The sequence below is a fragment of the Streptomyces sp. NPDC048623 genome, assembly GCF_040650755.1.
GTDB lineage: Bacteria > Actinomycetota > Actinomycetes > Streptomycetales > Streptomycetaceae > Streptomyces.
In genome coordinates, this window is the sequence record NZ_JBEZHV010000008.1 from 41,416 (window position 1) to 54,091 (window position 12,676).

The 12,676-nt window shown below is 74.7% G+C and carries 12 protein-coding genes; 9 read left to right on the top strand and 3 right to left on the bottom strand.

What is annotated here, in order from left to right; all coding sequences use genetic code 11:
* Complete coding sequence (locus tag AB0C73_RS14075) at positions 1-585, top strand: nucleosidase (protein WP_362528835.1); 585 nt, start codon at positions 1-3, stop codon at positions 583-585.
* A 652-nt stretch (positions 586-1,237) separates the two neighbouring features.
* On the opposite strand, the gene AB0C73_RS14080 is transcribed toward AB0C73_RS14075, so the two are convergent.
* Genes AB0C73_RS14080 through AB0C73_RS14090 form a run of 3 tightly spaced genes read right to left on the bottom strand, consistent with a single transcriptional unit; the run spans position 1,238 to position 4,783 of the window.
* Positions 1,238-2,383, bottom strand: coding sequence for a PP2C family protein-serine/threonine phosphatase (locus AB0C73_RS14080; protein ID WP_362528838.1), 1,146 nt, complete (start codon positions 2,381-2,383; stop codon positions 1,238-1,240).
* 1 nt (position 2,384) lies between these two features.
* On the bottom strand, positions 2,385-4,046 hold the full coding sequence (locus tag AB0C73_RS14085; RefSeq protein ID WP_362528840.1) for an MFS transporter: 1,662 nt from the start codon (positions 4,044-4,046) through the stop codon (positions 2,385-2,387).
* Entirely contained in the window at positions 4,043-4,783 is a 741-nt protein-coding gene (locus AB0C73_RS14090) for a TetR/AcrR family transcriptional regulator (RefSeq protein ID WP_362528841.1), read from the bottom strand. Before AB0C73_RS14090 ends, AB0C73_RS14085 begins: the two co-directional genes overlap by 4 nt.
* Positions 4,784-5,118: 335 nt before the next feature.
* Here AB0C73_RS14090 and AB0C73_RS14095 point away from each other — a divergent pair, with 335 nt between their 5' ends.
* The 8 genes from AB0C73_RS14095 to AB0C73_RS14130 all read left to right on the top strand — a co-directional run bounded on the left by AB0C73_RS14095 (position 5,119) and on the right by AB0C73_RS14130 (position 12,658).
* Entirely contained in the window at positions 5,119-5,706 is a 588-nt protein-coding gene (locus tag AB0C73_RS14095) for a TMEM165/GDT1 family protein (protein WP_362528844.1), read from the top strand.
* 105 nt (positions 5,707-5,811) lie between these two features.
* Positions 5,812-6,429 carry a TetR/AcrR family transcriptional regulator gene (locus tag AB0C73_RS14100; RefSeq protein ID WP_362528846.1) on the top strand — a complete coding sequence of 206 codons (618 nt, stop codon included), beginning with the start codon at positions 5,812-5,814 and terminating at the stop codon, positions 6,427-6,429.
* A complete protein-coding gene (locus AB0C73_RS14105; RefSeq protein ID WP_362528849.1) occupies positions 6,413-8,065 on the top strand; it encodes an acyl-CoA dehydrogenase family protein in 1,653 nt (550 codons plus the stop codon). The genes AB0C73_RS14100 and AB0C73_RS14105 overlap by 17 nt, the downstream gene beginning before the upstream one ends.
* Positions 8,066-8,170: 105 nt before the next feature.
* Entirely contained in the window at positions 8,171-9,496 is a 1,326-nt protein-coding gene (locus AB0C73_RS14110; protein WP_362528851.1) for an amidohydrolase, read from the top strand.
* Between the two features lie 132 nt (positions 9,497-9,628).
* Positions 9,629-9,934, top strand: a complete 306-nt coding sequence (locus AB0C73_RS14115) for a polyprenyl synthetase (RefSeq protein WP_362528854.1) — start codon at positions 9,629-9,631, stop codon at positions 9,932-9,934.
* A complete protein-coding gene (locus tag AB0C73_RS14120; protein WP_362528857.1) occupies positions 9,924-11,021 on the top strand; it encodes a polyprenyl synthetase family protein in 1,098 nt (365 codons plus the stop codon). Before AB0C73_RS14115 ends, AB0C73_RS14120 begins: the two co-directional genes overlap by 11 nt.
* A 25-nt stretch (positions 11,022-11,046) precedes the next feature.
* On the top strand, positions 11,047-12,207 hold the full coding sequence (locus tag AB0C73_RS14125) for an oxygenase MpaB family protein (protein WP_362528859.1): 1,161 nt from the start codon (positions 11,047-11,049) through the stop codon (positions 12,205-12,207).
* Positions 12,208-12,325: 118 nt separating this feature from the next.
* Positions 12,326-12,658 carry a cupin gene (locus AB0C73_RS14130; RefSeq protein ID WP_362528861.1) on the top strand — a complete coding sequence of 111 codons (333 nt, stop codon included), beginning with the start codon at positions 12,326-12,328 and terminating at the stop codon, positions 12,656-12,658.
* The last annotated feature ends 18 nt before the right edge of the window (positions 12,659-12,676 follow it).

A 12,676-nucleotide genomic window follows, 5' to 3' on the forward strand; every position in this document is an offset into this window, starting at 1 on the left:
ATGGAACTCATGGGTGAGATCACCGCCGGCCGTCCCCTGCTCGTCCTCGCGGTCAAGGAGGAGGCACAGCACCTGGACACCGACCTGCCGGTGCTGCTGACCGGCATGGGCAAGGTCAACGCGGCGACGGCGCTCGCCTCCGTCCTCGGGCGCGGCACCCGCCCCTCCGAAATCGTCAACCTCGGCACGGCGGGCGCGCTGCGTCCCGGCTGGACCGGCACCCATGTCGTCGGCACCGTCGTCCAGCACGACTTCGACGGGGCGCTGCTCGCGACCCTCACCGGCGAGACGTACGGCGCGCCGATCACCCTGCCCGCCGGCGGTGAGGTGGTGCTCGCGACCGGCGACGCGTTCATCGCGGACGAGGCGACGCGCGAGCGGCTCGCGGCGCGGGCCGCCCTGGTGGACATGGAGGGCTACGCCCTCGCGTCGGCCGCCGCGCTCGCCGGGGTGCCGCTGCGGATGGTCAAGCACGTGAGCGACGAGGCGGGCGAGGGCGCGGGCCGCAGCTGGCGCGAATCGGTCGCCGAGTGCGCCCGGGCCCTCGCGGACTGGGCCGAGGCGAACACGCCGTACCGGGTCTGACGGCGGGGGTACGCGCCTCCCGCGCGGGGCCCGGCGGTACCGGGCAGGCACCGCTCGCGCCACGGCGGCGGCCGTGCCCGGCACGGCGCCTCCCGCGCAGGGGGCCGGGCGATCCCAGCTCGCCTCCATCCTGGCGGGTGCCCTCGCCCCGATCATCGCCCGGACGGTGCGCACGCCCGGCCGCCTCTGCACGGCGGACGGCCTGGTCCTGGCGTCTCCGGCGTGGACCACCGCGGGTGAGGTCGGTGGCGAGGCCGCGGGCGAGGGTCCCGGGCCGTTCGCCCGGGCCGCCCCCTCCGTACGGCCGCGCCGCTCGGCCCAGCGGCAGCACGAGCACCGCGGGGGGCCCTCGGGCGCGCCGATCATGCGCCGACGCCCGTCGGGCGAGAAGTTCGATCCCGGTGGTGAGCCGGGCGGCGCCGGGATCGAGCGGCCCGTCGGTGGCCCGCAGGCCGCATGCGGCGACGCCGGTGGCATCAGCCTCCGTGACGGCTTCGCCGAGGAACGGGCCGAAGGCGTTCCGGTCGGGCACGTGCACCCGTTCCTCCCGTCCCGTCCGGCGGTACGTGCACCACGGCCCGTGGCGGACGGCGAAGGAAGCGTCGGCGTGACGGCCGTCGGCCGGTGCACGATCGGTGGTCCCGCCCGCCCGTCAGCGCGCCGCTTCAGGGGTGGCCGGTTCGGGGAGGGCAGCCGGTGCCGGCGGGCGTACGAGGAGCAGCGCGGCCACGTCGTCGTCGAGGCCGGCCGCGCCGTAGTCGGCGAGGTCGTGGTGGAGCAGCGGCAGCACGCGGTCGGCGGGTTCGGCGGCCCAGGCACCGAGCCGCTCGCGCAGGGGGTAGAAGTCGCCGGCCCGGTCGCGGGTCTCGCTGACGCCGTCGGTGAACAGCAGCAGCCGGTCGCCGGGCCCGAAGGGGGCCTCCTCGACGACATGCCGTGAGGCGTACAGGCCCGCGAGGTTGACCGGCAGGGACGGGGCGGTGAAGGCGACCGGCCGGACCCGGCCGTCGTGCTGGAGCAGCGGGGCGGGGTGTCCGCAGCTGAGCAGGCGGACGACGTCCTCGTCGTCGGGCAGTTCGAGGAGCAGGACGGTCGCGAAGCGTTCGGCCGCGTCGGAGTCGGGGTCCCAGGCCCCGTACTGCCGCAGGCCCTCTTCGAGGCGGTCGGCGAGCGCCGCCAGGTCGGGCGCGTCGGCCACGGCGGCCCGGTAGGAGCCGAGCAGCACGGAGGCGGTCTCGACGGCGCCGAGGCCCTTGCCCTGGACGTCGCCGAGCATGACCCGGACGCCACCGGGGACCTGTACGGCCTCGTAGAAGTCGCCGCCGATCCGGGCTTTGGCGGCGGCGGAGACGTACAGCAGATGCATCTCGACCCGGCCGAGGCGAGGGGCCAGCGGGCGCAGCAGCACCCGCTGGACGACCTCGGCGACGGCCGTCACCTCGCTCAGGTCGCGCTCGTAGCGGGTGCGGACCTCGCTCACCCAGACGGACGCGGCGATGACGGCGGCCAAGACGAGTTCGGCGGAGATGATGTCGCTTGCCGGGTCGCCCTGGGCAACGGCCAGGACCAGCCGGAGCACCATGGCGAGGACGCCCACGGCGAGGGTGCCGCGCACGTTCCAGGTGATGGCGGCGAGTGCCGGCCCGATCACGAGCAGACGGTCGAAGTGCTGGGTCTCGGCGCCGACGAGGTCGGCGATGACCACCAGGGCGAGGGCCAGGAAGGGCAGCCCGAGGCCGAGGTTGAACTGGGTGCGCGTCCCCGTCGTGCCGGGAACGCGGTGACCACCGAGGGGCATCTCATGATCGTACGTTCGGGGCGGCGGCGGGGCCTGGTGCGGCGGTCCCGCTGGCGTGTCCGGTGGCATGTCCGGTGGCCTCTTCGGCGGCCGGGCCGGGTCCCGGCAGGGCGAGGGCGGCCGGGACCGCGAGCGCGGCGGCCGCGGCGAGGGCGGGCAGGGCGGCGCCGGCCGGCAGGAGCACGGTGGCGAGGGCGACGCCGAGGACGGGCCCGGTGTTCATCGCGGTCTGCTGGAGCCCGCCGGCCACTCCGGCGTGCTCCTCGGCGGCCCGGTGCACGACCACGGAGGTGGCCGTCACCATCACCGCCCCGAAGCCGGCGCCGATCAGCGCCGCGCAGCCGCCGGTGGCGAGCGCGGAGCCGGTGACCTCGGGCCGGGCGAGCAGCAGCACCCCGGCGGCGAGCAGCCCGGCCCCTCCGGCGGCCGTGCGCCGGGCGCCGTACCGCTTGGCGAGGACGGCGCTGACCGGCGCGCCGACGATCATGAGGAGGGCGACCGGCACCATGCGCAGCGCGGTCGGCAGCGGACCGAGTCCGAGGGTGTCCTGGAAGAGGTACGTGGCGGTGAACAGCGTGCCGGACAGCGCGGCCGACGCCGCGAGCAGCGCCCCGAGCCCGGCGGCGACCGGCCCGGGCCGCAGCATCCCCGGCGGCACGAGGGGCCGCGGGGAGCGCCGCTCGTGCCGGACGAAGGCGGTCCCGGCCACCACGGCGACGGCGAGCGCGGGCAGGGCGCCGGCGGCGGGCCCGTGGACGAGCCCCTGGACGAGGGCGGCGAGGGCGAGGCCGAGCAGCGTGGCGCCGGGGAGGTCGAGGGCCTGGAGGCCGGTGGGGGCGTGACGGGGGCGGCCCTGGTCGGTGCGGTCGGCCGGACGGGCCGCCGCGGCTGCTCCAGAGCCTCTCCCGGGCCGGGGTACCACCGGCGAAGCCAGGGAGTGTCCCGCGGGCTCGGTCCGCCGCGCGGCGCCGGTGCGCTTGGCGCGCGAGGCTGCCGGAGCGACGCGGCATGCGGTCTCGCCGGCCGCTCCGGGCCTGTGGGGATCAGCTGGGGCGCCGTGCGAGGGGACGCGGCCCGGGCCACGATCCGGAGGACACGGCCCGGCCGCCTCGTACGGGACGGCGAGGCCCAGGAGCGCGACGCCGAGGGTCGGTGCGACGCCGATGAGGAACACCGCGCGCCAGCCGTACGAGTCGACGAGCGCGCCGCCGACCAGCGGCCCGGCCGCGGCGGCGAGGCCGATGGCGCTGGTGCGCACGGCGACGGGCATGCCGAGCCGGTCCGGCGGATAGGCGGCGCGCAGCATGCCGAGGGTCGCGGGCTGGAGCAGCGCGCCGGCCACGCCCTGGAGCACGCGCAGGCCGATCACCCATCCGATCCCGGGCGCGGCGGCGATACCGGCGGAGGTGGCGGCGAAGCCGAGGCAGCCGAGGACGAAGAGGCGGCGGTGCCCGTAGCGGTCGCCGAGCCGGCCGGCGAAGACCAGCAGGCTCGCGACGGCGACCAGATAGCCGGTGCTGGTCCACTGCACCTGTCCGGTGCCGGTGCCGAGGTCGCGCTGGAGCACGGGCTGGGCGATCGTCAGCACCGTGCCGTCGAGGGCGACGACGGCGGCGCCGACGACGCTGCAGGCGAGGGCGACGGGGCGGCGGTGTCGGCTCATCGCGGGCCCCCGGCCGGTCCGGCGGACGGTCCGGCCGACGGACCTGCCGCCGGACCTGCCGCCGGACCGAGGTGGGCGTCGAGCGTGGCGGCGAGCAGCGGCGCCATGTCGTCCGCGCCGGTGGCGAGGCGCAGGCTGCCCCAGCGCCAGAGCTGGGCGAGGCCGTGGAGGTTGGCCCACAGGGCACCGGTGGCGGTGACGGGGTCAAAACCGGAGTCGGCGTCGGAGTCTGCGGTGTCCGGGCGGGCGGCGGCGACCAGGCCGGCGAAGTGGGTGAAGAGCGGGAGGCTGGTGTCGCGCAGGCCGAGCCGGCCGCTCTCCAGGAGGTCGTGCCGGAACATCAGCTCGTACATCCCGCCGCGCGTCTGCGCGAAGTCGAGGTAGCAGCGGGCGAGGGCCGCGACGCGGGCGCGCGGAGCGCCCGCCGGGTCGTCCGCGGCCGCCACCCGCTCCCCCAGTTCACGGAAGCCCTCGCGGGCGATGGCGGACAGCAGGTCGAGGTGGGTCGGGAAGTGGCGGCGGGGCGCGCCGTGGGAGACCCCGGCGCGCCGGGCGATCTCCCGGAGGGTAAGGGCCTGGGCGCCCTCGGCGTCGACGAGCGCGACGCCGGTGCGGACGAGCCGGTCGCGCAGCGACTCCTCGGCGGTTTCGGCGTCGATGTCGACATCGACATCGACATCGGCTTCGGCTTCGGCTTCGGCTTCGGCTTCGGGGCGGTGTGGTGCGTCTGCGGGCATGAAGGATTGTCTATCCGACACCCGTAGACACTGTCTACTACCTTCACCGATCTTCGTAGACAGCGTCTACGGAGACCGGAGATCGCGTCCGTTACACTGGACCGCAGCGAAGGGGAGTAGCCCTGCGAACCGGTCGTCGACACACTGGAACCCCCGGGTTCCCGGTGACCGGGTCCGCGCGGACAGCGCGGACGGGCGAGACCTTCGGCCAGGCAGTACGCCGCGTCCGCGTCCCGTGGACGTGGTTCGTCATGCCGGGCCGAGTGGTCCTCCCGTCGCCCGTCGAGGCAGCGTGTCGGTCCCGGGCCCGGTCCGAGCAGAGAGCCTCCCCGGTTATGCATCTCGACCCCTTGGCGATCGTCACCGCCTTCGGGCTGATCTTCCTCGCCGAGCTCCCCGACAAGACGATGTTCGCGTCGCTCGCGATGGGCACGCGCATGCGTCCGCTGTACGTGTGGTTCGGCACCTCGACGGCGTTCGTCGTGCACGTCGCCATCGCCGTCGGCGCCGGCAGCCTCATCGGCCTCCTGCCCCACTGGACCGTCAAGCTGGTCTCGGCCCTCATGTTCGGCTTCGGCGCCTTCATGCTGCTGCGCGGCGGCGGGGACGACGACAACGAGGACGAGGCCGGCGGCAGGACGGTCACCGGCTTCTGGCCGGTCTACTCGACCGCCTTCATGGCCGTGTTCATCAGCGAGTGGGGCGACCTGACCCAGATCACCACCGCCAACCTCGCCGCCACCAACGGCACCTGGTCGACCGCCATCGGCTCCGCCGCCGCCCTGATGTCGGTCTCGGCGCTCGCCCTGGTCGCGGGCCGGTTCATCGCCAAGAAGGTCCCGCTCAAGACGGTGCAGCGGATCGGCGGCGTCTGCATGGCCGGTCTGGCCCTGTGGTCGCTCACGGAGATCTTCACCGGCTGACCGTGATACAGGCCGGGCCGGGCCTGTCTCCTCCCCGGTCCACGCCCCCCGCGAGGGTGCGCGCGAAGCCTTGCTGAAGGTGTGAATCACTGCTTCACTTCTTCCATGGTCTACCGACGCACGCCCGCGGTCCAGGCCCGTCTCGACGCACAGCGCACCGCCGTCGTCGAGGCGGGCCTCGGTCTGCTCGCCGAGCACGGCTACGCCGGCTGCACCGTCGCCGCCGTCGCCGCGCGGGCGGGCATCGCCACCGGAAGCGTGTACCGCCACTTCCCCAGCAAGGCCGAGCTCTCCGTCGAGCTGTTCCGGACGGTCGTGGAGCGCGAGGTGGCCGCGGTGACCGAGGCCGCGGCCCTCGCCTCGCACCGTACGGCCGCCGACCGGGTCGTGGCGGTCATCGAGACCTTCGCGCGCCGCGCCCTGAAGGCGCCGCGCCTCGCCTACGCGCTGCTCGCCGAGCCGGTCGACCCGGCCGTCGACACCGAACGGCTGGTCTTCCGGCGCGCCTTCCGCGATGTCTTCGCCGAACGGATCACGGCCGGCGTCCGAAGCGGCGAACTGCCGCCCCAGGACGCGGCCCTGACCGCCTCCGCGCTCGTCGGCGCGGGCGCGGAGGCGCTGATCGGCCCCCTGACGGGCGGGGCCCCCGAGCCCGGCACCGTCCCCGCACTGGTCACCTTCACCCTGCGAGCCCTGGGAGTTCCCGATGCCGACCACGCATGAGGTCACCAACCAAGTTCCGCCGCTCACCGGTTACGACGTCGCCGGCGACCCGGCGCTCCTGGAGTCGCTGCGCCGCGAGGGCGCGGGCTGGGCCGAGGACGAGCTGCGCGAACTCGGCAGGCTCGCCGGTGACGCGCGGGCCCAGGAGTGGGGGCGGCTCGCCGAGCGCCACTCCCCCGTCCTGCGCACCCATGACCGCTACGGACACCGGATCGACGAGGTCGAGTTCCACCCGTACTGGCACGAGCTGATGACGACGGCCGTACGCCACGGGCTGCACGCGGCGCCGTGGGCCGACGAGCGGCCGGGCGCGCATGTGGCGCGCGCCGCGAAGGTGTTCGTCTGGGGCCAGGCCGACGCCGGGCACCTGTGTCCGATCTCGATGACGTACGCCGCCGTGCCCGCGCTGCGCGCCGAGCCGGAACTGGCCGCCGTCTACGAGCCGCTGCTGACCTCCGGGACGTACGACTTCGGGCTGCGGGTGCCGACGGAGAAGCGCGGCATCATCGCCGGGATGTCGATGACCGAGAAGCAGGGCGGCTCGGACGTGCGCGCCAACACGACCCGCGCGGTGCCCACGGGTGAGCCGGGGATGTACGCGCTGACCGGGCACAAGTGGTTCACCTCCGCGCCGATGTCGGACGTCTTCCTCACCCTCGCCCAGGCGCCCGGCGGGCTGTCCTGCTTCCTGGTGCCGCGGGTGCTTCCGGACGGCTCGCGCAACGCGATCCGGCTGCAGCGGCTGAAGGAGAAGCTGGGCAACCGGTCCAACGCCTCCAGCGAGATCGAGTACGAGGGCGCCCTCGGGCGGCTCGTCGGCGAGGAGGGCCGCGGGGTCGCCACCATCATCCAGATGGTGAACATGACCCGGCTCGACTGCGCGATCAGTTCGGCGTCCGGGATGCGGCTCGGTCTGGTGCAGGCGGTGCACCACGCCACCCACCGCAGCGCGTTCGGCGCCCGGCTCGTCGAGCAGCCGCTGATGACCAATGTGCTCGCCGACCTGGCGGTCGAGGCCGAGGCCGCGACGGTCGCCGCGCTGCGGCTCGCGGGCGCGGTGGACCGGGCCGCCGCCGGTGACGCCGAGGAGGACCAGCTGCGCCGGCTCGGCCTCGCCGTCACCAAGTACTGGGTGTGCAAGCGGGCCCCCTCGCACGCGGCCGAGGCGCTGGAATGCCTGGGCGGCAACGGGTACGCGGAGGAATCGGACCTGCCCCGGCTCTACCGCGAGGCGCCGCTGCCCTCCATCTGGGAGGGCTCCGGCAACGTGGCCGCGCTCGACGTTCTGCGCGCGATGGCGAAGCAGCCGGCCGCCGTGGAGGCCTTCTTCGCCGAGGTGGACCGCGCGGCCGGCGCCAACCGGCGCCTGGACGCGGCGATCGCCCGGCTCCGCAAGGACCTGGCCGGCCTCGGCGATCCGACGGCCCTGCAGTTCCGGGCCCGCCGGCTGGTCGAGCACCTCGCCCTGGTCCTCCAGGGCTCGCTGCTCGTCCGCCACGGGCACCCGGCGATCGCCGACGCCTTCTGCGCCTCCCGCCTCGACGGCGACTGGGGCATCGCCTTCGGCACCCTGCCGCAGGGGGTGGACACCGCGGCGATCATCGAGCGCGCGGCACCGGTGTTCCCGGGCGCCTGACCTGGTGCACCGGACGGCCGTCCTCACCCCGAGGGCGGCCGTGGCGTGCCAGGCTGGGCACGAGCGGGACGTCCATCCCCCGAACCGCGCCCGACGGAGGCCCTGGTGAGCACGGAACCGACGACGGAACCGACGCACGACGAGAACCGCGCCGCGCTCGACCGGGCGGCCCGGGAGGAGGCCGGGCAGGTCGTCGCCTGGCGGCGGCATCTGCACCGTAACCCCGAACTACCCAACCGCGAGGAGAAGACGGCGGCGCTGGTCGCCGACCATCTGCGCGCGCTCGGGCTCGACGAGGTGCGCACCGGGATCGCGGGCCACGGGGTCGTGGGGGTGCTGCGCGGCGGGCTTCCGGGTGCGCGCACCGTCGCCCTGCGCGCGGACATCGACGCCCTTCCGGTGCGTGACCTGTGCGGGGCCGACTTCGCGTCGGAGACGGTCGACCCGGACTATCCGGGCGGCCCGTTCCCGGTGTCGCACGCCTGCGGGCACGACTGTCACACCGCGATGCTGATGGGCGCGGCGACGGTGCTCGCCGGGGCGCGCGAGCGGCTGCCCGGGACCGTCCTGTTCGTCTTCCAGCCGGCCGAAGAGGGTCCGCCGGTCACCGAGGACGGAGGGGCGCGGGCCATGCTGGCGGCGGGCGCGTTCGCCGATCCGGTGCCGAGCATGGTCTTCGGCATGCACGTCATCCCGTATCCGAAGGGGTACGTGGGCTACCGGGTCGGCAACCAGTACGCGGCGTCGACGCTGGTACGGATCGTCGTCACCGGCCACCAGGTGCACGGCTCCACGCCCTGGCAGGGCATCGACCCGATGCCGGCGGCGGGCGGCATCCTCACCGGAATCGGCCAGATCTACCGTCAGGTCTCGGCCTTCGACCCGGTGACCGTGACGATCGGGCATGTGGAGGACGTGGGCCGGTTCAACATCATCGGCCAGACGGTCACCCTGTGGGGCACGGTGCGCTGCGCGGTGGAGTCGGACATGGCCGAGGTGCAGCGGCGCCTCGCCACGCTCGCCGAGCACACGGCGGCGGCGTACGGGGCGACGGCCGCCGTGGACTTCCTGCAGCCGGTGCCGCCGGTGCACAACACCGCCGCGTGGGTGGCGGCGGCGCTGCCGACGCTCCGTCAGGTGGTCGGCGAGGAGCGGGTGGTGGAGACCGGGGCCACCCTCGGGTACGACGACGTGTCGGAGTTCGTGAACCGCTTCGGCGGCCTCTACGTCACGCTCGGCGTCCAGGACGCCACGCTCGACGAGGCGGGCCGGCCGGTGCCGGTCCCCGGCGGCCGGGGGCTGGTCACCAACCACAACCCGCACTTCTACGCGGACGACGACACCCTGGTGACGGGGGTGCGGCTGCACGCGCGGGTGGCGTACGCGCATCTGACGGGCGCGCTGGTCCCCGGCTCCCCTGACGTGGCCTGACCCGTCCGTCAGTCCGTCCGCCTCGACGTGGCCTGATCCGTTTCACCCGTTGGTGAGTTCCCCGCACCCGCGGCCCCGCACGCCCGCACCCTGGTGCCCGACCACGGCGGAGCGCGGAGAGCGGGGAACGGTGTGACACGGGAGAGCAGGGACGAGCAGGCGGTGCTGCTGGTGGCGGGGCTCGCGGACCTGGCGGTGAGCACCCTGGGCTCGGCCCTCGGGACGGTACGGGGGCTGCTGCGGCGCTCCGACACGACGCAGCTCGTCGAGGACGCCGAGCAGGACCTGCGGGCCCGCGGGCGCCTTGCCCTGGACCGGTACGCGACGGTGCCGCCGGCGCATCTGGAGGTGCTCGCCCAGCACGTCCTGAGCCGGCGGCGGACGGAGGCCGCGACGGCGGCCGGCGGCGGTCCGGAGCGGGCGGGCGATGACGGCTGAGCCCTGGGAGCCGGGCGTCTTCCGGGCCCGGATCGACGAGATCCTGCACCGTTTCGTGGCCGACGAGGCCGACCTCCTGGTGGAGGTCGACCCGTCGCTCGGGCCGGTGGCCGCGCAGCTGGAGGCGGCGGTCGCGCACGGCAAGCGGCTGCGGGCGGCGTTCTGTTACTGGGGCTGGCGGGGCGGCGGACAGCCGGACAGCGACGCGCTGCTGCGGGCGGCGGCGTCCATGGAGCTGGTGCACGCCGCGGCCGTGGTGCACGACGACCTGATCGACGCCAGTGCGCTGCGCCACGGCCGGCCCACCACGCACAGGGCGCTGCGGGACGCCGTACCGCACCATCCGCGGGCGGGGGCCGCCGCCCGGTCCCTGGCGATGCTCGTCGGGGACCTGCTGATGTCACTGGCCGGGCAGCTGTTCGTGACCAGCGGGCTGCCCGCCGCGTATCTCTCCCGGGCCCGCCCGCTGTGGGCGGCGCTCGCGCGGGAGCTGGTCGCGGGCGAGTGCCTGGAGATCCTGCGCACGGGCGCGGTGCCGGACACTGCGGAATCGCTCAAGGTGGTGCGCTACAAGACCGCCAAGTACACGGTGGAGCACCCGCTGCTGATCGGCGGCACCCTCGCGGGGGCCGCGCCGCGTCTGAGCGAGGGCTACTCGGCGTACGGGCTGCCGCTCGGGGAGGCGTTCCAGCTGCGGGACGACCTGCTCGGGCTGTTCGGCGACCCGGCGCGTACGGGCAAGGCCAACGCCGACGACCTGCGGGGCCGGCGCCCCACCGCGCTGCTCGCCGAGACCTGGCGGCTCGCGGACCGCGTCCAGCGCGGGCGGCTGGCCGCGCTGCTCGACGAGGAGAACGACGACGAGGGCGGCGGCGAGGACCGTGGCGAGGACGCCGGCGAGGGCCGGGGCGGTCTGGACGAGGTGCGCGCCCTGATGCGCGGGCTGCGGGCGCCGGAGCGCGTGGAGGCCATGATCGCGGCGCGGGTCGAGGAGGCCCTCGGTGCGCTCGACGGACTCGACGCGCCGCCCGCCACCGTCGCCGCGCTCACCTCACTGGCCCATTCGGCCTCGGCCCGCCTTTCCTGACCGCTCTGCTCCGAAGGAGTCCCGCATGATCCCCACCGAGGCCTCGATGGACGCCCTGCGTCTGGCCGGCGACGAGCTCGCCGACGCCACGGTCGCCACCCTCTTCGAGCGCGGGGAGGTCGGAAAGTTCAACACCCTGATGCGGTACGTCTCCACGGCCGGCGCCCCGCTGCCGGACGGGCTGCCGGAGGTGGCCCGCGAGTATCTGCAGGCCACGAGTGCCGCGCCGGACTGGGTCGACTGGGGCGAGATGGAGAAGGCCCGGCTCTTCTTCGCCGACAACGACGTGCACATCACCACGGCGCTGTCGTTCGCCGCGATGCCCGCGTGCTATCTCGTCCCGCATGTGGCGAAACTGCTCGCGACCACGCACGGCCTGAAGTACCCGGCGAAGCGGATGGCGGAAACCGGCCAGTTCACGCTGTATCTGATGCGGCCGGACGCCTTCGAGGCGGGCAGCCGCTTCGTCCCCGCCGCGCAGAAGGTACGGCTCCTTCACGCGTCCATCCGCCACCACCTGAAGCGGGAGGGCCGCTGGGACGGCGAGGCACTGGGCGTGCCGATCTGTCAGGAGGACATGATCGGCGGGCAGATGTTCTTCTCCATGCTGGTCCTGGACAGCCTGCACCGCCTCGGCATCCATATGTCCACCGAGGGCGCGGAGGCGTACTGCTACGCCTGGCGGGTGGTCGGCGCCATGCTCGGCGTCGACCAGGAGGCGGTGCCCGAGAACCTCGACGAGGCCCGCCGTTTCCTCGACCTCTACATGATCCGGCACATGGCGCCCTCGGCCGACGGCGCGCTGCTCACCCGCCAGCTGATCGACCTGTACGAGGAGGTCGTCCCCGGCACCTTCTTCGACCCGATCGTGTCCGCGCTCATCCGCCATCTCGTCGGTGACACCTGCGCCGACTGGCTGGAGGTCCCCCGCAGCTCGTGGGACACGGTGGTGAAGGCGGTGCCGCACCTGCTCGGCGTCCTGGAGACGGTCGAGGACCGCTCGCCGCTCGGTGCGTGGTTGCTCGACCGGCTCGGGCATCTCACCACGGTGTTCGAACTGTCCTCGCTCACCCGGGGCCGGGTGATGCACTACGCCGTCCCGGAGCATCTGAGGAAGGACTACGGCGTGTCGTCGGCGGTCTCGCGCTCGCAGCGCTGGAGCCCGCCGCCGGCGGTCCTCGGCTAGCGCCTGTCCGACCCTGATCGTCCGGACAGGCCCGAGGGGTGTCCGGCCGCCGACTTGCGCCGCGCGCGGTTGGCGCAAGGCTGGGAGGTACCGTCCGCGCACCCCGCAGGGAGAGACGATGCAGGATCCCGTGCCCTTCGACCTCGCCGCGCTCGCCGACGAGCACCTGACCAAGGCGCGAGCGGCGGCGCACGGCCGCAGCGCGCATCTGGTGATGCACGACGGAGTGCTCCGGCAGAGCGTGATCGCGCTGGTCGCGGGCACGGTCCTGGACGAGCACAACGCGCCGCCGGCCGCGAGTATCCAGGTGCTGCGGGGCCGGGTGCGGCTGACGGAGGCGGGCCGTTCGGAGGAGCTGAAGGCGGGCCAGCTCCAGATGCTCCCCAAGGAGCGGAACGGGCTCGCCGCCCTGGACGACGCGGTGGTGCTGCTCACCGCCGTCAACGACTGACCGGCGCCCCGTCAGGCG

Excerpts from the sequence above, each read along its gene's own strand:
- AB0C73_RS14120 (WP_362528857.1), top strand. The coding sequence starts at position 9,924 with ATGACGGCTGAGCCCTGGGAGCCGGGCGTCTTCCGGGCCCGGATCGAC.
- AB0C73_RS14130 (WP_362528861.1), top strand. The coding sequence starts at position 12,326 with ATGCAGGATCCCGTGCCCTTCGACCTCGCCGCGCTCGCCGACGAGCAC.
- AB0C73_RS14090 (WP_362528841.1), bottom strand. The coding sequence starts at position 4,783 with ATGCCCGCAGACGCACCACACCGCCCCGAAGCCGAAGCCGAAGCCGAA.
- AB0C73_RS14125 (WP_362528859.1), top strand. The coding sequence starts at position 11,047 with ATGATCCCCACCGAGGCCTCGATGGACGCCCTGCGTCTGGCCGGCGAC.
- AB0C73_RS14095 (WP_362528844.1), top strand. The coding sequence starts at position 5,119 with ATGCATCTCGACCCCTTGGCGATCGTCACCGCCTTCGGGCTGATCTTC.
- AB0C73_RS14085 (WP_362528840.1), bottom strand. The coding sequence starts at position 4,046 with ATGAGCCGACACCGCCGCCCCGTCGCCCTCGCCTGCAGCGTCGTCGGC.
- AB0C73_RS14075 (WP_362528835.1), top strand. The coding sequence starts at position 1 with ATGGAACTCATGGGTGAGATCACCGCCGGCCGTCCCCTGCTCGTCCTC.
- AB0C73_RS14105 (WP_362528849.1), top strand. The coding sequence starts at position 6,413 with ATGCCGACCACGCATGAGGTCACCAACCAAGTTCCGCCGCTCACCGGT.
- AB0C73_RS14100 (WP_362528846.1), top strand. The coding sequence starts at position 5,812 with ATGGTCTACCGACGCACGCCCGCGGTCCAGGCCCGTCTCGACGCACAG.
- AB0C73_RS14080 (WP_362528838.1), bottom strand. The coding sequence starts at position 2,383 with ATGCCCCTCGGTGGTCACCGCGTTCCCGGCACGACGGGGACGCGCACC.